This is a genomic window from Burkholderia sp. b14 (genome assembly GCF_900156195.1).
In the GTDB taxonomy this organism is placed as follows: Bacteria; Pseudomonadota; Gammaproteobacteria; order Burkholderiales; family Burkholderiaceae; genus Mycetohabitans.
Map to the genome: position 1 here is coordinate 99,760 of NZ_FTPJ01000001.1, position 16,302 is coordinate 116,061.

Genomic DNA, 16,302 nt, shown 5'->3' on the forward strand with positions numbered 1-16,302 from the left:
ACCTAGAAAAACAAAGGCCTTCGGCTGGAACCGAAGGCCTTTGCGAAAGTGGGCTTGGCTGGAACCTCGCCCGCTGCACTCACCGGCTGGAACCGGACGAGCACTGACAACTCCGAGTGTAGCGGAACGCGACCGATAGTCAAGCGTTAAACAGCCATTTTTTGAAATGGATGCTGGGCATGTCTATCGCGCAACCTGCAGTTGCTTGCGAGGGTGAAGCTTACCCCAACGCAAGTCACCTTTCAATTTCAGTCTCAGACGACCAAGCACTGGCTGAATTCGGCTGCGACACAACGAACCTGCCGTGGGTCACCTTTAGAGCCGTTTTCCGTGCTTCACACATTGAAGGCCTTCCGGCCCGCGCTCGCGCGGTCCTCGCGGCTCTCGCACGAACCGTTCTCTCCCATCGTCCGTACGCTGCAATATTCGCCCGCCGCGAGCTTCTGACTGGCCGCGCCATGCAGTCCATGCGCACCTTCTATCGAAGCCTGGACGATCTTGAAGCCGCCGGCCTCATTCACCGCGCCCCGCAGCGACGCTACGAGGCAGAGGGGGTATTTGGCCGCGCCTATCTCTATCTGACCCAAAAAGCTGCCCTGCTCCTTGGCTTCGTTGAAGCGCCATGCACGCCTCATAACGCAATCGGTGCAGAGCGGGGCGACGGCGGTCAGTCGGATATTGCACACAGTTCAGAATTACCGTCTGCCAGCGTGGCAGACGGTCCTATATATAAGGAGGTATACCCAAAGTCTTTTCAAAAGAAACAACCAGGCGCCCTGCCCCAAGACCTCGAACGCCTCACTTCGCTGGGCTTTAATAAATTTTTCATCTTCAAACTCATGGTCGAGGCACGAAAAAGCGGCAAGCGCCTCTCCGATGTTGTCGACACGTGTTGGCACTCGCTCAAGAAAGCTGTTGCTCCCATTGCATACCTTCGATCGCTGCTTCGCAAACCGGTCGATTTCAGCTATCAGGCTCGCCAACGTCGCGACGAAGCCCATCAACGGACTCAGCACGACGCTGAACATCGGAGCCTAACTCAAGCTTTGCACGACGCGGCTGGTCTGACATTCGTCGATCCAATGAAAGGTCTGACTGTCGAAATCGGTGAAGACGGGGCGAGCGCCTTGCTTCATCTCCCTGGCGAAACGCGGCCGCGATCAGCGGCCGGGACTCGGATGCTAGACATTGCACGCGCCATCGTGAGCGGGCGATTACAGCGCAGCGCAAAGGTGTGCCATTCTGTTCATCAAGCGGTTGAGGGAAGCTGCAAGAGATCTGAAAAGACGAGCGAGGAGGGAGGGCAGGTTGCAAGCTCCCTTACACACGTGCAGCAAATGCGGGAGCTGTTGAAACGCCGGGCAACGGCGTACTTATTTTCGGCGTAATCGCGATCAAACACAGACAAACACCGTTCGCCGCAACACAGGCGAGTGCTTGGACGGGTTCAACGTCGCATCGGCCATCCAGCGTAAGCGCCGGTGTTCACATCGTATCGCCAGTGGCCCTTTGCGTATGGCTACCTTGCGGTAGTCGCAACATTAACGTCATAGAATGCACTGTTGAGGACTGAAATCCGTAGCGCTCGTAAAACTGACGCGCACGCTCATGCAGCGCATGCACGAGCAAAGCCTGAACGCCGACATTTACGATATGGTTTGCACCCGGCGGCAAATCACCCTTCGCCACGTTCCGCACAACATCGAGGTCAACTCGATAGCAGCCGTACGTTAAGGTATTTTACATTTCGCACGCATTGCCTCACGGCAGATCAGCAAGCCTTTCTACAAACTCGAAATGATGCTTGCGGAGGTTGTGGCTGGCCTCACCCACGATCTCGATATTACGAACTATCGCCCCCTGCACCCTTTCCGTTGCTTCGAATACGGTTTTGTCCATGTTCTCCGAATCGCGCTCAGTTCGCTCGATCACTTCCATGATGTGTTCGAGGTATGCGGACAGGCGCTATTCGTCCTTACTCATACGGACACTGCCAGGACCAGAACATCATCTCTGAATTTGATCGAAATAGTCTTTGGCGTCAGAGCATCCACTGGCACCCCAAGCAGAGCTTGCAGCTTGTACTGAATTGCGCCGATATCGAGCAGCGAAGTATCCGGCGTCGGATCGACAAAAATGTTCAGATCGCTGCTGTCCTTGTCTTCGCTACGAGCAGCAGAGCCAAATACACGAGCGAGGATTCGTTGTCCGATTAGCGACGACGACCCTGCGAATCTCTGCGCGATGCCGACGTAATGCTCCAACAGCAGCCGTCCACCGAAGTGACATACAGCGGCTCGATGCCAGGGTGTGCCGTAGGAACCCCAGACTTTAAGCAGGGAAGGCGTCAATTCTGACCTAATCCGGGTTCCCTTAATGTAATTTCGTTTGTTGTGATACAGTAAATACATGTGTTTACTTAGAGGTCCTTGACATGTCTACCTCAGTTCGTCTTACTCTTGAAACCGAGCAACGACTTGACTATCTAGCGTCTCATACTGGGCGAACGAAGGCGTATTACCTACGTGAAATCATCAATCGTGGCATTGCAGAGATGGAGGACTATTATCTTGCTGCTGACGTGTTGGAACGTGCTCGCAAAGGCCAGGAGAAAGTGCATTCCGCCGCTGACGTAAGGAGAGACCTTGGCCTGGACGATTGACTACACTGAGACAGCCAAAGGGCAGCTACGTAAGCTCGATAAACCAGTCGCACGACGCATCGTTGACTTCATGGACAAGCGTATTGCCAGCCTAGAAAACCCCCCGAAGTATCGGGAAAGTATTGACTAGCCTGCATATTTCAGGCCATCGTAGACAGTGTTTCACGCTGATCGTGGACGGCCAAGGGGGAGCGCGAGTGATCTGACCAAGGCATATGCTGATCGCTTTTTTGCGGATCAACTCATGCCGACATCCAGGATCACGATGCGCCAGATATGAAACGTTCTCCGCCTGCACTTGGAGGCAGGTTTGAGCTACGGCCAGATTGGCCGAGCCTTGGGCGTGCCCAAATTGACAGTGGGCAAGATCGTCGTGCTAGCACGCGTTGCCAGCATTGATTGGGCCGAAGTACAGGGGCTGGATGACGTGAGCCTCGAAGCGAGGCTGTACCAGCCGGCGGTGCCCCGCTCGGCTCGGCACTTGGAGCCTGACTTTGCCTACCTCCATCAAGAGCTCAAGCGCCCGGGCGTCACCTTGCAACTGCTCTGGGAGGAATACGCCCAGGCCAACGCGCAGGCGTACAAGTATACAAGTTTCTGCGTCACGTACCACAAGTGGGCGTCGTGCCTGAAGCGCTTAATGCGTCAGACCCACATCGCCGGCGACAAGCTGTTTGCCGACTACGCTGGCCAGAGCGTGCCCATCATCGACGCGGTCACTGGCCAGATCCGCGCTGCACAGGTCTTCGTTGCGCTATTGGGGGCATCGAACTACACCTATGCTTGTGCCACTGAGCGACAAACGGCGGCGGACTGGATCCGTCCGCTCATTGCCGCGCTGGAGTTCTTCGGCGGCACGCCCAGGCTGATCGTGCCAGACCAGCCGCGCGCCCTGATCGCTCAGCCCGACCGCTACGAGCCCGGCCTGGGGCGGCTGGTAAAGGAGTTCTGCGGCCATTACCACGTGGCGGTACTGCCAGCTCGGCCTGCTCACCCGAGGGACAAACCGAAGGTCGAGAACACGGTACTCGTGGTTGAGCGCTGAATCCTGGCGCGCCTGCGCAATCGCCGCTTCTTTAGCTTGGCCGAACTGAACACGGCAATCGCTGAGCTGCGGCACGAGCTGAACTGCCGTCCCTTCAAGAAGCCGCCTGGCAACAGGCGTGAGGCCTTCGAGCGTTTAGATTAACCGGCTCTGCAGCCCCTGGCATCCAACCGCATGGTCATCGTGCGCTTCAAGAGCGCGCGCGTGAATGTGGACTACCACGTTGAGCTCGACGGCCACTATTACAGCGTTCCACATCGGCTGGTGCGCTCCACCGTGCAGTTGCGCATCGGCGCCACGCGCGGGCCATCCACTTGTTGAGCGTCGCCAGGGGCGGGTTCACCACCGATTCCGATCACATGCCGGCCTCGCACCGCGCTCACCGGCAGTGGACTCCGACCAAGCTCATGGCCTGGGCAAGAGTACCGGCTCGTCGTGTGCCGTCGTGATGCATTGGCAGATGCAGAATCGTCCACACCCCGAACAAGGTTACCGCGCATGCCTTGGTTTGCAGCACTTGGGCCGGCGCTTCGGTGCGCTCCCGAGCCGGCAGGATTGCAGGTACGCGCTAATTAGAACCATTTCTGTGGGCTGCATAGGGCTCGTTTATGTATGGATCAGGACACGCGTATAGATAGCTGCTGCGCGACACTTTCGCGTGCGAAACTTCGTCGATGATAACCCGGAAAATTGCCGTACATGATTTTTTATGCTAGGCAATTTGCCGTACAATTACGTAAGGAGATATTAAATCATGGCTAGATTCGAAGCGCGGATGGAGCCTGAGCTTCACGCGATGATTAAGCGGGCGGCAGGTATCCAAAATCGCTCGATGAGCGATTTTGTGATTTCGGTCGCGCGAGACGCGGCGCAACGCGCTATCGAAGAGGCGGAGATAATCCGACTTTCGAGGGTAGATCAACAGCGCTTTGTCGACGCACTTCTTTCTCCGCCTGAGCCCAATGATGTGCTCAAGCGGGCAATGGCGTGCCACGATGAGTTGGTGCATCACGAATGAGTTAAGCGCCGTTTCTGATTGTTCCGCTTGCTAACGAGCACGACCGAAAGCGGTTCGAGTTCGGCACCACCGCGCTTGATCGCTATTTTCATGAGCAAGTTAAGCAGGACATTCGTCGCCGCATCGCGGCGTGCTTCGTCGCGGTTGACGATGCCGGTCAAGTAGCTGGGTACTACACCCTGGCGGCGGCCAGTGCTGCACTCTCTGACCTTCCGCTTGACGTTGCGCGTAAGCTGCCGCGATATCCATCTATTCCGGCGGTTCGCATGGGGCGCTTGGCCGTTGACGTGGGGTTTCGCGGTGCCGGGTTGGGCGAAGCCTTGCTGGTCAACGCTTTGCGGCGCGCAGCGATGGCAGAGATTCCGCGGCCGTAATGCTCGTTGATGCCAAGGACGATCACGCGGCGGAGTTCTATCGGCGCTATGGGTTCATCTCGTTCCAGGATCGGCCGCGGACACTGTTCTATCCATTGGCCAGCTTTCGCTAGAATCGAACGACTCGCGCGCACGCGAAGGTTGCTTCTATGGGACAGATTCCCCGACTTTTGCATGCGAAAGTCCGTGTTAGGCCATGACATTTCCAAAACAATTACCGAGGGTCATGCGTCGTTCTTGAGGTTTTGGGGCCGGGGCGCGCCTATCGTTGCGCTTTTGGTTTTCTTTGGCGGCCTGCCGGTCATGGCGTTGCGGGTTGTCGCCGGCGCATAGGTGAGGCTTGGCGCGCCACTGTGCAAGCAACTGGCGGCGGTCGTGGATGACGCAAACAAGGACGGCTTGCCGGTGAGTATTCTAGGAAGTCGCTATCAGGGGATGGTTGATGCCCCGGCTCCGACAGATTGGGATGGCCTGAGTCTATTACTTACAGTAATGCTAATTTATGAGACCCTGTCCGATGCCGCAGTGTCACGGATGGCACTGTCATGTGCCATCGTCCCGGTGCTTGGTTTGGGAAGCGGCGTATGGTCGAAGGTCAACATCGGCAAGTGGTATCAAAGCGCATGTGTTATCGAACGTCACCTGAAAGAAGCCAAAGGGCAGCTAAAGAATGTCATGAATGGCGTGAGATCGAAACTGGCGCAGAACGTGTCCGTGCTCAGTACGACTTTCTTCGGGCGGGCGATCCTATTCCTGGGAAAAGGCCGAAGTCTCCGAAGAAAGCGCTGACCGAGTTGTACTCGGTGTCGAGAAGCATACACGCAAAACAGGATTTGTCGGCATTTTCTAGCGCCGATTGACTTCCGCGTGCGAAAGACGCAACCGGGACATTGACGGTGCGCTAAGCGCCCGCGATCCTGATCCGCTCCGCGCGGGGGCTGCTGCACCGTCCACCTGATGCCCTGATTCGACAGCCTACGACCGTGCGATCACGGCAATCTCAGGAAAAACGCGAGCGAAAAACTCATAGAAATCAAGCTGAATAAATTCCTCGCTGAGGGGCGGTTCTGCGGCCCCGAAGACTGCATCCGCAAGGCAGCAGAAGCGGCAGGCTGGAGCTTCGTTTCCAACTCCATCTACGGCATCAGCCGCTGCCCGTGCTGCGCCAAACACGATCCACTGCCTGGTGTGGCAGAATGCACCGGCAAGGTATAGGGGAGGCAGGGGCGGCCTGGCCGCCCCTCAAAGAAGAGCGCGTTCGTTGCCTGACTCGCCTGACGAGCTGCTGGCCGCTTCCTTCGACGCCGTGAGGGTGCCGAAAGAAACCACGGACTGAGACCCGTCGCGTGCTGGAGCGCCAGTTATCTGATTTGACGTGAATCTCCGCCGTATTACAGGGCCCGCGCGCGACGTGCTTGCGTGGAGCGTTGAAGGTTTCCTGACGATTTTGGGAAGCAAGTACATCACACCCGGATTCCCGGAATATACGCACTGGCAAGAGGTGCCACGCAGACCGACTACTTCAGTGTGATTTTGCTTCAGCTGCAGCGTGCCCGATCGACAGATCAACCGCCGGCAGCCAGTCATATACGCACTGGCAAGAGGTGCCACGCAGACCGACTACTTCAGTGTGATTTTGCTTCAGCTGCAGCGTGCCCGATCGACAGATCAACCGCCGGCAGCCAGTCTAGAAGACCCTCGAAGTATCGGTAAAATACTGACTGGCCCACTCGGTAGCTTTTGGCGTTACCGGGTGGGCGATTACCGTGTAATTTGTAAGATTCAAAATAGCGCTTTATGCGTTCTTGTAGTGCAGATCGGTAACCGACGCGAGGTTTACCGTTAGCAAATTCGAGAGGGCCAAGGAAGCCAAACGGCGTCCCTCTCCTGAACCCCTGGAAGGACGCGCAACCTGAGGTGAGCGTACATATGCAAACGTTAACAAACCGGGCCGGTAGCTGCTGCAGCGCCGCAGACGCCCAAGACCCCATGGCCACGATGAAAAGACTCGGATTGCCCCGCGACGGGTTGACGCCTTTGCCCTCCACGCTCGACGAGATGTTGGACAACTGGGCGTCTGAGCGGCGCGCCGCACCTTCGCTGTACAACTCCACCGTGACGGCCGTTCTCTAAAGGTCATCCAGCAACTAGGCTAGACTAGTTTCATGATCGTAGCTTGGGAGAAGCCAGTGAAACCATCCGAAGCATTAGGTCGGCATCGCGAGGAGATTCGCAGGCTCGTCATCGCTAATCGGGCAACGAACCCTCGTGTATTTGGCTCCGTTGCTCGTGGCGAAGACGAGGTTGACAGCGATCTGGACATCCTTGTCGATCCCACGCCGGATACATCGCTGCTCGATATCGGCGCAATTCAGTACAAGCTGCAAGCTCTGCTTGGGGTGCCGGTGGATGTTCTGACACCGAACGCTATTTCGATCAAATTCAAAGATGATGTTCTGGCTCAGGCAGTGCCCGTATGAGAAAGACAAATAGCACCTGTCCGCGTACCTCGAACACATCATGGAAGCGATCCAGCGAATAGCGACAGGTGACCATGCCATGTCATCGCCTCGACCCGTGTCGGGATGAGCGCCTTCAGTCGCTTGCCGCAGATCTGGTCACCAAGCCTCCCATAGCAAGATCAGCGCGGCCCGCATTTGATCGTCATAGCGTCGCTGCGGGCCTGGCTTCACCTTCGGCGGCTGCGGCTCTCGGCGCAGCACTCGGATCGCGTGCTTGCGGTGATAGCCCGTCAATTCAATGAATTCCTCGAGAATCTGCCGCGTTTCGTTCCGCTCAGAACCGCGGTACCGATCGTCAACTGCCTCAATGAATCTCGTCATGCTCTCATGCTGAGCCGCCTCGTCATCAGTCGCCCCCGCCAGCCGTCTGCCAGATAGCAAAATACTTGAGACAACGGACCTAGCTCGGTAGCAAAAACCCTGAGCCAATGCGCCGGACTGAATGATTACCGCTGCTCAGTGCAGCTGCTGCCGCAGTAGTAGGCGAGTGGAAACGGAAGTTTGAATTTTCAGTTGCCGCCTGTCGAGAGAATATCCTATACTGCAATTGCCGCTGAAAACAGCAGCGGTCGGGTGTGGAAATCCGGTAACTCAAGGCGCATAGAAGCCGCGCCATCTTATGATTCGCGGCTTTTTTTTGCGTAACGTCTGGCACGTCTATGGCGAGCCGGGCGGGGCCAGCTTCGGCTGGGCCGGTTTCCTTGAGTCCGGTTTTCCACCCTCGTTCGGTTCGCCACCCTCCCGTGGAAAGGAGGTGGCGAGTATAAACCGTACTCAAGGCACCAGACATGAATATCCCATCTCTTGGCGGTTGTCCGCCCGAATATCGGCGTCTGCATTTTTCCCGGGCGATGCTTTTCCCTTTCTCCCGTTTGTGTGTGTTCTGTGCACCGTCCTTCAGCAACATGGCTGCACTCATGCGCGCCAAAGCTGGGCAAGGGCCATTGAACTTGCCGCTGTCATCTCCTGTGCTCGAACGCGTCACGCCGTTGTTCGAGCAACCCGCCTAGCGGCTTAAACACTTTCCTACTTTTTCGTTTTGCCTCGTGCCGATATGGCGCGAGTGGGCTCGCTGTGTCCAAAAAGGAGATCGACATGGCAATTTTTTAGTCATGGCCAGCTTGATATTTCGTTCGACTTGCCTCGCGCGTCAGGAGAAGTGCGCTGCGAATATCTGCGCACCCTGTGGGAGGCGGACATCAACGCGCAAATATTCATTGATATCGTGCACCGCCTCGGCTACGTGCTGAGCGCTCAATGGGACGGTGAGGCTGGCATGTCGATGCTCGCGCGTCGGCGCTCCTTAACACACAGCGCGCCTGCCCGCGATCGCGGCCAAACCGAACAGGGCTGGGTGACGTACGTGCAAAACCCGTGACCTTAACACGCCAGAGGGCGCTGATCGCGCCCTCTGGCGGCAAACGGGAACAGTACGTGACCCATTCATCCGAAAGCTATTATAAGGATAATATTATGAAGTCCTATATTATTGATATTATGTTTTTCGCTTATCTTTTTCCTATCGGCATCAGTATCGCCGTTGGTTGGCTGCTGTACCGGTCGGACCGTCAACGGGACGAGTCGCAGTTTGATTACTTCATTCTTACCATTTTGATAGGATGTCTAATCATTGTGTTTTTGCTAATCCTGCTATCAGGGGAATTATCGCGCCAAGCGAGTATAGAACACAAACGCACGGTTGCCTATCCTGAAGTGCTCAGTCTTGAAATCAAGGCGCAGTAAATCAAGCGACCGCCAGCGTTGACAGGCGCTGGAAATACGTGAGTGCGCGTCGGCTTCTACCATTGGGGCGCTGGCCGATGCGCCACCTTAGCTTAGCCATAAGGGTTCACACAACGCGGGTTCTAGTGCCATCGTGTGAACGAGAGTTTTCATGCAAGCTCGCTTGAATACCTCGGATACGTTGGTGCTGCCGCGCTGGGTTGCGGTGCTAAGCGTGTTACATGACCAAGTCATCAAGGTGAGGGGCGAGTCCATGTACAGTGGACACGACTGTGTATGGGCAAACGATTGACGTTTCGTCCAGCCCCGCGCGCCATGCTGCACCAATCGCCAACCATCATACCCTGTCACGTTTAGCAGCAAGCATCGTCTCGATCATCGACTGAATATGCTCGCGTTCAGCGTGCGTCAGCAGGGTCCAACTCGCTATCAGGTCCGCGAGTTCGTCTTCCTCGCAGTAAAAGTACGCGGTGGGAAGCTGTAACGCTTGAGCCAACTTCACCACAATACCAAACGGTGGCGCATGGATGCCCGTTTCATAGCGGCTCATGCGTGCACTGGCCGTCCCCTCATCCAGCCCGATTTGAACACCCAGCTCGTCTTGAGGTACGTTGGCTCGTTGCCTCGCTTTGCGCAAGCGTCGGCCCAAGACCGTAGCGGGTTCCTTTCGTTTCATTCTACAATTTTCGTAGAATTTAACTTGCCGTCTCTCTACGTAATTCGTAGAATGTGACGTAAAGTCGTCGATCGGATGGAGATGGCTGAAGGGGTAATTTTCACCGTGCTAGCCGAGCGACATATCGGTAACTTAGGAGACGTCGTGGCTGGCCGCGACTTTTACGCCATTTCAGTGGATCAGGCGCACGCGCGTTTCGTCGTGCCGCCGGCCTTCCTTTCTGAACGCAAAAGTGTGGGAATAGGGCTAGCCGCCGCGGGTACCACCGTCACCGCCTTCCTCATACGTTTTGACCTCGGCATTGCAGCGTTGCTGTGCGAGGTGTTGATCGTCGGATGTTTGCTGCGCTGGTTGGGACCGGTCCTGAGCGAAAGCCGGTTCAGCATCAGCGCAGCAGGTATCGTTTGGTATGGGTTGGAGTCGGAGCCAACCTATATCGCGATGCACCGGATTGGTCGCGTCTGCTTGGTCTCACCAAGCGGGCGCTGCGTTGTGCTGCTGTCGCGGCGCGCGGCATCCAGTGAGCCGCAGGCCTTGCCGTGGCGGCTTGCCGACCGCAGGCACTTGGCAAAGTGGCGCATTGTGGTCGAGGCCGACGGGCTCTATTGTGCTATCGCGCAGGGGCTTTCCCGCCATACCGCAATCCGCCTCGCACGGGCGGTGCGACGGGTATTGCGTGTCGCGCTGCGAGATGGGTATGGCGTTTGATCCCCGGTGCGCGGCAAGCTGCCTTCAGTCCGGGGAAGGAGCGCGTGGCGGTTGAGGCGGCTCGATGCCGCCCACCGACTTCCCTCGACGCTAGCCCTTGGGACTCGCGCCCTTTGCTGTCGCCCTGCGTTTCGACATCGAAGCATGTCGCTGCGCGGCGCTGCCGCTTGCTGCGCGAGAAAGCGCTCGCCGCGCGGTGTTCCGCCTCGCGCGTGAGCTACTTGCTGTCGACACTTACTGCCCCCTGGTTCGCCGTCCATTTTTCGCGACTGTAGCTCGGGCCCGCGCCGCACCAAGCCGCGTGGGGCCGCGTCAGTTGCTGTGCTCAATCCCGCACCACCCCACGCTTGATTCCTTGACGCGGCGCCAGTCTTCACTCTTTTCGTTGCGGGACGATGAATTCAGGGGAACGGCGGCAGCCGCCAAGCGCAGCCCATCAACTCGGCAGAACACTTAACGCCGGGACTCCAAATCTAGGGGCTCGGTCAGTTTAAGAAACGTAAGGAAAACGATGAATTCGACTAAAGCGAAAACGAAGGCGATGGAAAAGGTTAAGCGGCTGATATGCGGTGCGGGAGGCTAACACTATGATCACCCTGAACGTCATGCTGGTTCTTGATGTCGAGCCAGACCAAGCCGCTAACGCAGCCACGAGATCTTGCATGGGCAGCAAGCACGCTTTTGTCCGACATCGTGTTTAATCGACTATGCCATCGGCAAACACGCAGGGTTAATCGGCTGTGATCCTGAGATGTCATGAGGGCGACGCTTTTGCCTATCTGAACGGGAAGGCATAAGCGATGAATACGATGCGACCGACAGTGCAGCAGGACGAAGCAGTTCTCGTGGTCGGTGAAACAGCTGCCGGTGTGTCGTTGTTAGCCCCGTTCGCGCTCCTGCACTGCTCTGGCTATCTTGTTAGGCCGACATTTGCTGCGCCCGCCCTATCGCCAACCGGGTGCGCGTCGAAACTGGTAGCTGCTCAGTTAGCGTTCGGTGCGCTCCCGAGCCGACGGGGTTAGAGGCACGCACTAATTGGGACCATTTCTGTGGGTTGCATAGAGCTCGTTTATGCATGGGTTAGGACGCGCGTATAGCTGCTGCGCGACACATGCCCGTCTCAAGCTGATTGACGGTGAACCGCGACAAGCCGGCCAGCCTCGCTAGTTGCGCCTGAGTGAGATCGAGTTTTGTCCGCCGTTTCGCCACAGCCCATCCTATCTCGTAAAATTGCATGGCGAACCTCCCGGCCGCTCACTGGGCGGCGCATGCATGTAAAGTATACCTTACATAAGAGATTTTCAAGGCCCTGATAGCCGCCCTTCTTGGTGCGCACGGTGCCATAGGGAGTGAGTGGCTTTTTTTCCCGTTAACGATCCAATTTGCCAATACATACCGTGACGCAAGTGAAGAAAAAGATTAAACCGTCATGCGCTCTCGAGGGGACACCGGAAGGTGGCGGGCTCGATGGCACCGTCGGCTGACTGTTTCCCTCAACCCTTCGACGCGCGCAAGGACAAAGAGAATGCGCACCGAAGAGCGGGTCGAGAAGCCAGCGTCTATCGTTGCGACGCAGGGCCGCCGTGAGGGCGCCACGCGCGGGCGATGGTAAAGTAGGCGGACTTCATGATCCATGCTCGCCATGAAACGTTCATCGACGATGATGCCGCACGATGCGCTCTTTAAGCAGTTTCTCACGCATCCGGACACTGCGCGGGATTTTTTAAGCCTGCATTTGCCCACGCCATGGTTGGCGCAGTGCGACCTGAACACATTGCGTCTGGAGTCGGGCAGCTTTGTGGAAGAAGATCTGCGCGCTTACTATTCGGATGTACTGTGGTCGCTGCAGACCCGGCAGGGCGAGGGGTATGTCTATGCGCTGATTGAGCATCAAAGCCGGCCGGAACGTCACATGGCGTTTCGACTCATGCGTTACGCGATAGCCGCCATGCAGCGCCATCTAGAAGCCGGACATGACCAGTTGCCGCTGGTGATTCCGATGCTGTTTTATCACGGGCAAGTCAGTCCGTATCCGTACTCAATGCGGTGGTTGGACAGCTTCGAGGCGCCTGAGTTGGCGTCGCAGCTGTATGCGGGAGGCTTTCCGTTAGTGGATGTCACGGTGATTCCGGATGATGAAATTCTCACGCATCGGCGCATGGCGATGCTGGAGTTGCTGCAAAAGCATATCCGGCAACGTGATTTGGCGACTCTAGTGGAGCAACTGGCAACTCTGTTGACCGCGGGGTACACTACGCACGAGCAATTGGTGTCGCTGGTGCATTATATGCTGCAGTGGGGCGACACGACGGATCCGGAGCGATTTATGCGAGAGTTGGCGATCCGTTCACCGCAACACGAGGAGGTTTTGATGACGATTGCACAAAAGCTCGAGCAAAAAGGCGAGCAAAAAGGTCTGGAGCGCGGCCGGATGTTGGGGCGCGAAGAAGGGCGCGAAGAAGGGCACAAGGAAGCCGCGTTAAAGATTGCGCGTACGCTGCTGGCAAGCGGCTTGGAGCGCGAAACGGTCAAGCGTATGACGGACTTGTCCGAAGCCGATATGAAGCAGATCTGTCACTAATAAGTCAATACAGGGCTTAGCAGCATAGGGTCAGTTTTGCTTGATTGACCACACAAGCGCGCGCTTGGCTGCGGTGACGTACAGAACATCCTATGGAAGGCGCGAATTTGGCCTGGCCAGAGCCAAGCCGGGTTTCGTTAGCTGTCGTCTGGTTGCCCACGGTCAAATCCGGATGGCCGATTTTTCTCGCGCCCACTTCCGCCATGCCTTTTTGAGGCGCTCGGCGGTGATCAGCGCCACGCCGAGCACCTCGCTGACCGCGTGCATGCGTCGACTCATCTACACGACGGATGACAAGCCTGAAGGTCGATATTGCTTTGACTTCATGGGGTTTGCCTTGGCGGCCATTGCGTTGAGGCGGGTTTATTGCCGGGTCGTGTCTGTTTCTAGCGGCAGAACAGGCGCTGATACGCCCGCTCGGCCTGCTCGACCATCGCCCGCTCCTGGTCACGCACGTTCTTCAGGTTGTAGGCCGCTGCCCGGCCTTTCGGAGCGCCGCGGCGTGCAGGCATGCTGGCCTGCAGTTCGAGTGAGTGCATCCTGCGCGCGGTGAACGCCGGCCGCTCCCACGCAAAAGTCTCATGACGTGTGCGATTCACAGACATCGTTTCAACTAAAATGAGACGATGGACCGAGAGATCGCCGCGCGATTACGTTGGGTGCACATGTATCACGAGGCCGGCGTTGCCGGCCTCGTGTGTGCGCGGTGTGGCATCTCTCGACCGACACTTCGCAAATGGCTACGCCGCTATCAGTAAGCCGGCGAAGCCGGTCTCCAATCCCAAAGCCGCCGTCCACACCGAAGTCCAAACCAGAAGGTTTCTGAGAGCGATCGAGCAACGATCCTCCGACTGCGTGCCGAGCACAAAGGCGCGCGGCGGATCCAGAATGAGCTGTGATTGCATGAGCCAAGAGAACTATCCCTCGCGACCCTTCACAAGACCTTGTGCCAGGCGCGTGTGAAGCCATTGATTCGACCCAGGCGAGCAGCGCAGCCCAAACGTTATAGCCGTCCAGTTCCGGGCGATTGCGTCCAGATGGACACGATGAAGATCGCACGGGGCGTCTATCAGTACACCGCCGTCGACGAGTGTTCTCGCTTGCGTGTACTAGCCGTCTATTCGCGCAGAAATGCACGTAATACGTTGCTTTTTCTTGATCGCGTCATCGAGGAAATGCCGTTTCCGATTCAACGTATCTAGATGGATCGGGGCAGCGAGTTCTTCGCCGAGTCAGTGCAGCGGTGCCTGATGAGCGAGTGCATCCAATTCCGACCGATCCCACCACGCTCGCCACACCTCAATGGCAAGGTCGAGCGTTCGCAACTCACTGACTTGAACGAATTCTGGCCCCGTCATGGCCTGACCGAATGCACGATCGAAGAGCAAATTGAACAGTGGCACCTCGACTATAACTGGCGCCGCCCGCACGGATCACTCGGTGGCAAAACGCCCGTCGATCGCATAGCAGAACTGGGCGAACTGACACCCCTCTCGGAAGAGGTAGTTGGTGCCTACGACGAACTGAAAGAGCGCGTTCAACACCGCGAATGGCGGCTCGACAAGACCCTTGCTAAACATCGCCGGAGCGTGTTGGAACTCGTGACGCCGATAGCAGAGGCAAGTTCCAACACGCCACGAAAACGGCCCTCTAAAATGTGAAACGATGTCTGTGAATCGCACAGCTGCAGAATCTCGATCAGGCTGCCCGAAATGATCTGCTTGAAGTACGCGACGATCGCGTTGGCACCCGCTCCACGATCCTTACCAGCCAACTACCACTGGAACACTGGCACGCATGGTTGCAGGACCCGACGCTTGCCGACGCGATCCTCGATCGGCTCGTCCATCAGGCCCACAAGCTGCCATTGAAGGGCGAATCGATGCGAAAGACCAACGCCAAACAATCCTGCGCATCTTGATCATGATCACCTTCGTTATAATCCATTGACCGCGCAACACCACCCTCCAAACTGATCACGTTCGCCGAAACGGCTGATCACCATCACCGAAATCCGTACACGGGGGCACGTTGCGTGGGCAGTATGCGCTGAAAGAGGGGTTTGGAGCGCGCGAACCCAGAACTGCTGAGCTAAAGCGCTGACGGTTACGCGTGCGCGTGACCTCCTGGCTCCACTGACAGGCGCATGCCGACCGCCTTCAGTACGGCCAGCAAGGTTTTCAAGGTGGGATTGCCTTTCGGTGAAAGCGCGCGATAAAGCGCCTCGCGCGTGATTCCTGCCTCGACCGCAACCCATGCTAATCCGCCATAGGCTTCCGCGACCGTGCGCAGCGCTAGTAGAGCGCCGGCACGGTCTTTCGGATTATCGAGTGATTCCATCGCCGCTTTCAAGTATTCAATGGCCAGATCACGATCGGCGCGCAGCTCCGCGATTTCCCGCTCGTGATGTGACACGGTTGCTTTTGCCTTCGTCACGCTTGCCTCCGCTTCCAGTCAATCCAGTATTCCTTCGCACGCCGGATATCTGCCGTTTGCGAACGCTTATCGCCGCCGCACAGCAGGATCACGAGCGCATTGCCATGCCGCCCACAATAGACCCGGTAACCGGGACCGACGTGTACACGCAATTCCAGCACGCCTTCTCCAACCGGCTCACAGTCCCCGAAGTTGCCTGCTTGCACTTGGCGCAGTCGAAGCCGCACGCGCGCCTGTGCAACGCGGTCGCGTAGCCCATTAAGCCATTCTGTCAGGGGCTCGCGTCCGTTTTCTTGTCGGTATCGCAGCAGTTCAATCATTGTTTATTGTAACTTAAAAGTTACTGATAGCAATAGATTAAGTGTGCGCCTGTCATCGGAACCGTGTTTCATTCTCACGGTGGTGTCAGTCGCCGTCATGGTGCAGGTACCGGTTCGGGGCTGGCGTAGGAGGTCACGTTATCGCGTCACTCGGTTGGCTGGGCAATGGGCTGTAGGGCAGGCGCGCTAGACTACTGTCCATTTAAAGAATGGGGGT

General features: G+C 57.1%; 21 protein-coding genes and 4 pseudogenes. 17 read left to right on the plus strand and 8 right to left on the minus strand.

All coding sequences use genetic code 11. The features are described 5' to 3' along the window. Nucleotides 1–170: 170 nt before the first annotated feature. Nucleotides 171–1,388, plus strand: coding sequence for a Replication protein O (locus tag B0B13_RS00520; protein WP_237573886.1), 1,218 nt, complete (start codon nt 171–173; stop codon nt 1,386–1,388). A gap of 373 nt (nt 1,389–1,761) precedes the next feature. On the opposite strand, the gene B0B13_RS17400 is transcribed toward B0B13_RS00520, so the two are convergent. Together B0B13_RS17400 and B0B13_RS00530 are read right to left on the minus strand one after the other, a co-directional pair. Beyond that, nucleotides 1,762–1,938 (minus strand): HepT-like ribonuclease domain-containing protein, encoded by a 177-nt coding sequence (locus B0B13_RS17400; RefSeq protein ID WP_139337250.1) that lies wholly within the window; start codon nt 1,936–1,938, stop codon nt 1,762–1,764. 41 nt (nt 1,939–1,979) lie between these two features. After that, a complete protein-coding gene (locus B0B13_RS00530) occupies nt 1,980–2,351 on the minus strand; it encodes a nucleotidyltransferase family protein (protein WP_338910086.1) in 372 nt (123 codons plus the stop codon). A gap of 83 nt (nt 2,352–2,434) precedes the next feature. On the opposite strand from B0B13_RS00530, the gene relB reads away from it, so the two are divergent. The 9 genes and pseudogenes from relB (at nt 2,435) to B0B13_RS00570 (ending at nt 7,579) form a co-directional block, all read left to right on the plus strand. Beyond that, the gene (relB, locus tag B0B13_RS19880; protein WP_076793778.1) at nt 2,435–2,662 is read left to right on the plus strand and encodes a type II toxin-antitoxin system RelB family antitoxin; all 228 of its coding nucleotides are present in this window, start codon (nt 2,435–2,437) and stop codon (nt 2,660–2,662) included. Nucleotides 2,663–2,972: 310 nt separating this feature from the next. After that, nucleotides 2,973–3,707 (plus strand): IS21 family transposase, encoded by a 735-nt coding sequence (istA, locus tag B0B13_RS18800; protein ID WP_237573880.1) that lies wholly within the window; start codon nt 2,973–2,975, stop codon nt 3,705–3,707. Between the two features lie 174 nt (nt 3,708–3,881). Beyond that, complete coding sequence (locus B0B13_RS18805; RefSeq protein ID WP_237573881.1) at nt 3,882–4,028, plus strand: Mu transposase domain-containing protein; 147 nt, start codon at nt 3,882–3,884, stop codon at nt 4,026–4,028. Nucleotides 4,029–4,461: 433 nt separating this feature from the next. Further along, a complete protein-coding gene (locus tag B0B13_RS00550) occupies nt 4,462–4,725 on the plus strand; it encodes a type II toxin-antitoxin system TacA family antitoxin (RefSeq protein WP_076793779.1) in 264 nt (87 codons plus the stop codon). A gap of 14 nt (nt 4,726–4,739) precedes the next feature. Beyond that, nucleotides 4,740–5,212 (plus strand): annotated as a pseudogene (locus B0B13_RS00555) (GNAT family N-acetyltransferase). Nucleotides 5,213–5,474: 262 nt separating this feature from the next. Further along, nucleotides 5,475–5,888, plus strand: a complete 414-nt coding sequence (locus B0B13_RS00560; RefSeq protein ID WP_139337251.1) for a hypothetical protein — start codon at nt 5,475–5,477, stop codon at nt 5,886–5,888. An 841-nt stretch (nt 5,889–6,729) separates the two neighbouring features. Beyond that, a complete protein-coding gene (locus B0B13_RS00565; RefSeq protein ID WP_076793938.1) occupies nt 6,730–6,945 on the plus strand; it encodes a type II toxin-antitoxin system RelE family toxin in 216 nt (71 codons plus the stop codon). A gap of 152 nt (nt 6,946–7,097) precedes the next feature. Further along, on the plus strand, nt 7,098–7,232 hold the full coding sequence (locus B0B13_RS18810) for a hypothetical protein (protein WP_255785456.1): 135 nt from the start codon (nt 7,098–7,100) through the stop codon (nt 7,230–7,232). A gap of 56 nt (nt 7,233–7,288) precedes the next feature. Next, nucleotides 7,289–7,579 carry a nucleotidyltransferase family protein gene (locus B0B13_RS00570; protein ID WP_076793940.1) on the plus strand — a complete coding sequence of 97 codons (291 nt, stop codon included), beginning with the start codon at nt 7,289–7,291 and terminating at the stop codon, nt 7,577–7,579. A 138-nt stretch (nt 7,580–7,717) separates the two neighbouring features. Here B0B13_RS00570 and B0B13_RS00575 read toward each other — a convergent pair whose 3' ends face one another. Then, nucleotides 7,718–7,942 carry a hypothetical protein gene (locus B0B13_RS00575; protein WP_237573882.1) on the minus strand — a complete coding sequence of 75 codons (225 nt, stop codon included), beginning with the start codon at nt 7,940–7,942 and terminating at the stop codon, nt 7,718–7,720. 817 nt (nt 7,943–8,759) lie between these two features. Here B0B13_RS00575 and B0B13_RS00580 point away from each other — a divergent pair. From B0B13_RS00580 to B0B13_RS18130, 3 genes are all read left to right on the plus strand, one after another. Further along, nucleotides 8,760–8,999, plus strand: coding sequence for a hypothetical protein (locus B0B13_RS00580; protein WP_237573884.1), 240 nt, complete (start codon nt 8,760–8,762; stop codon nt 8,997–8,999). 95 nt (nt 9,000–9,094) lie between these two features. After that, nucleotides 9,095–9,364, plus strand: coding sequence for a hypothetical protein (locus tag B0B13_RS00585; RefSeq protein WP_076793784.1), 270 nt, complete (start codon nt 9,095–9,097; stop codon nt 9,362–9,364). A gap of 151 nt (nt 9,365–9,515) precedes the next feature. After that, on the plus strand, nt 9,516–9,656 hold the full coding sequence (locus B0B13_RS18130; RefSeq protein WP_170872318.1) for a hypothetical protein: 141 nt from the start codon (nt 9,516–9,518) through the stop codon (nt 9,654–9,656). Between the two features lie 45 nt (nt 9,657–9,701). Here B0B13_RS18130 and B0B13_RS00590 read toward each other — a convergent pair whose 3' ends face one another. Next, entirely contained in the window at nt 9,702–10,040 is a 339-nt protein-coding gene (locus B0B13_RS00590) for a helix-turn-helix domain-containing protein (RefSeq protein WP_076793786.1), read from the minus strand. Nucleotides 10,041–10,121: 81 nt separating this feature from the next. Here B0B13_RS00590 and B0B13_RS00595 point away from each other — a divergent pair, with 81 nt between their 5' ends. Further along, the gene (locus B0B13_RS00595; RefSeq protein WP_139337253.1) at nt 10,122–10,748 is read left to right on the plus strand and encodes a hypothetical protein; all 627 of its coding nucleotides are present in this window, start codon (nt 10,122–10,124) and stop codon (nt 10,746–10,748) included. 1,080 nt (nt 10,749–11,828) lie between these two features. Here B0B13_RS00595 and B0B13_RS00600 read toward each other — a convergent pair. Further along, entirely contained in the window at nt 11,829–11,984 is a 156-nt protein-coding gene (locus B0B13_RS00600; protein WP_083703562.1) for a helix-turn-helix transcriptional regulator, read from the minus strand. Nucleotides 11,985–12,390: 406 nt separating this feature from the next. Here B0B13_RS00600 and B0B13_RS00605 point away from each other — a divergent pair, with 406 nt between their 5' ends. Further along, entirely contained in the window at nt 12,391–13,329 is a 939-nt protein-coding gene (locus B0B13_RS00605; RefSeq protein ID WP_076793789.1) for an Rpn family recombination-promoting nuclease/putative transposase, read from the plus strand. Between the two features lie 323 nt (nt 13,330–13,652). Here the strand turns inward: B0B13_RS00605 and B0B13_RS16875 are convergent. Continuing rightward, nucleotides 13,653–13,919, minus strand: a pseudogene (locus tag B0B13_RS16875) (IS110 family RNA-guided transposase); the annotation flags it as partial. 36 nt (nt 13,920–13,955) lie between these two features. Here B0B13_RS16875 and B0B13_RS16880 point away from each other — a divergent pair. Further along, nucleotides 13,956–14,990 (plus strand): annotated as a pseudogene (locus B0B13_RS16880) (IS481 family transposase). A gap of 23 nt (nt 14,991–15,013) precedes the next feature. Continuing rightward, nucleotides 15,014–15,250 (plus strand): annotated as a pseudogene (locus B0B13_RS00620) (ATP-binding protein); the annotation flags it as partial. A gap of 185 nt (nt 15,251–15,435) precedes the next feature. Here B0B13_RS00620 and B0B13_RS00625 read toward each other — a convergent pair. Both B0B13_RS00625 and B0B13_RS00630 read right to left on the minus strand, forming a co-directional pair. Further along, nucleotides 15,436–15,765 carry an addiction module antidote protein gene (locus tag B0B13_RS00625; protein ID WP_076793792.1) on the minus strand — a complete coding sequence of 110 codons (330 nt, stop codon included), beginning with the start codon at nt 15,763–15,765 and terminating at the stop codon, nt 15,436–15,438. Continuing rightward, complete coding sequence (locus tag B0B13_RS00630) at nt 15,762–16,085, minus strand: type II toxin-antitoxin system RelE/ParE family toxin (RefSeq protein WP_076793793.1); 324 nt, start codon at nt 16,083–16,085, stop codon at nt 15,762–15,764. The genes B0B13_RS00625 and B0B13_RS00630 overlap by 4 nt, the downstream gene beginning before the upstream one ends. Nucleotides 16,086–16,302: the final 217 nt, after the last annotated feature.

Excerpts from the sequence above, each read along its gene's own strand:
- B0B13_RS00520 (WP_237573886.1), top strand. The coding sequence starts at position 171 with ATGCTGGGCATGTCTATCGCGCAACCTGCAGTTGCTTGCGAGGGTGAA.
- B0B13_RS17400 (WP_139337250.1), bottom strand. The coding sequence starts at position 1,938 with ATGGAAGTGATCGAGCGAACTGAGCGCGATTCGGAGAACATGGACAAA.
- relB (WP_076793778.1), top strand. The coding sequence starts at position 2,435 with ATGTCTACCTCAGTTCGTCTTACTCTTGAAACCGAGCAACGACTTGAC.
- B0B13_RS18805 (WP_237573881.1), top strand. The coding sequence starts at position 3,882 with ATGGTCATCGTGCGCTTCAAGAGCGCGCGCGTGAATGTGGACTACCAC.
- B0B13_RS00550 (WP_076793779.1), top strand. The coding sequence starts at position 4,462 with ATGGCTAGATTCGAAGCGCGGATGGAGCCTGAGCTTCACGCGATGATT.
- B0B13_RS18810 (WP_255785456.1), top strand. The coding sequence starts at position 7,098 with ATGAAAAGACTCGGATTGCCCCGCGACGGGTTGACGCCTTTGCCCTCC.
- B0B13_RS00575 (WP_237573882.1), bottom strand. The coding sequence starts at position 7,942 with ATGACGAGATTCATTGAGGCAGTTGACGATCGGTACCGCGGTTCTGAG.
- B0B13_RS00585 (WP_076793784.1), top strand. The coding sequence starts at position 9,095 with ATGAAGTCCTATATTATTGATATTATGTTTTTCGCTTATCTTTTTCCT.
- B0B13_RS18130 (WP_170872318.1), top strand. The coding sequence starts at position 9,516 with ATGCAAGCTCGCTTGAATACCTCGGATACGTTGGTGCTGCCGCGCTGG.
- B0B13_RS00590 (WP_076793786.1), bottom strand. The coding sequence starts at position 10,040 with ATGAAACGAAAGGAACCCGCTACGGTCTTGGGCCGACGCTTGCGCAAA.
- B0B13_RS00595 (WP_139337253.1), top strand. The coding sequence starts at position 10,122 with ATGGCTGAAGGGGTAATTTTCACCGTGCTAGCCGAGCGACATATCGGT.
- B0B13_RS00600 (WP_083703562.1), bottom strand. The coding sequence starts at position 11,984 with ATGCAATTTTACGAGATAGGATGGGCTGTGGCGAAACGGCGGACAAAA.
- B0B13_RS00605 (WP_076793789.1), top strand. The coding sequence starts at position 12,391 with ATGAAACGTTCATCGACGATGATGCCGCACGATGCGCTCTTTAAGCAG.
- B0B13_RS00630 (WP_076793793.1), bottom strand. The coding sequence starts at position 16,085 with ATGATTGAACTGCTGCGATACCGACAAGAAAACGGACGCGAGCCCCTG.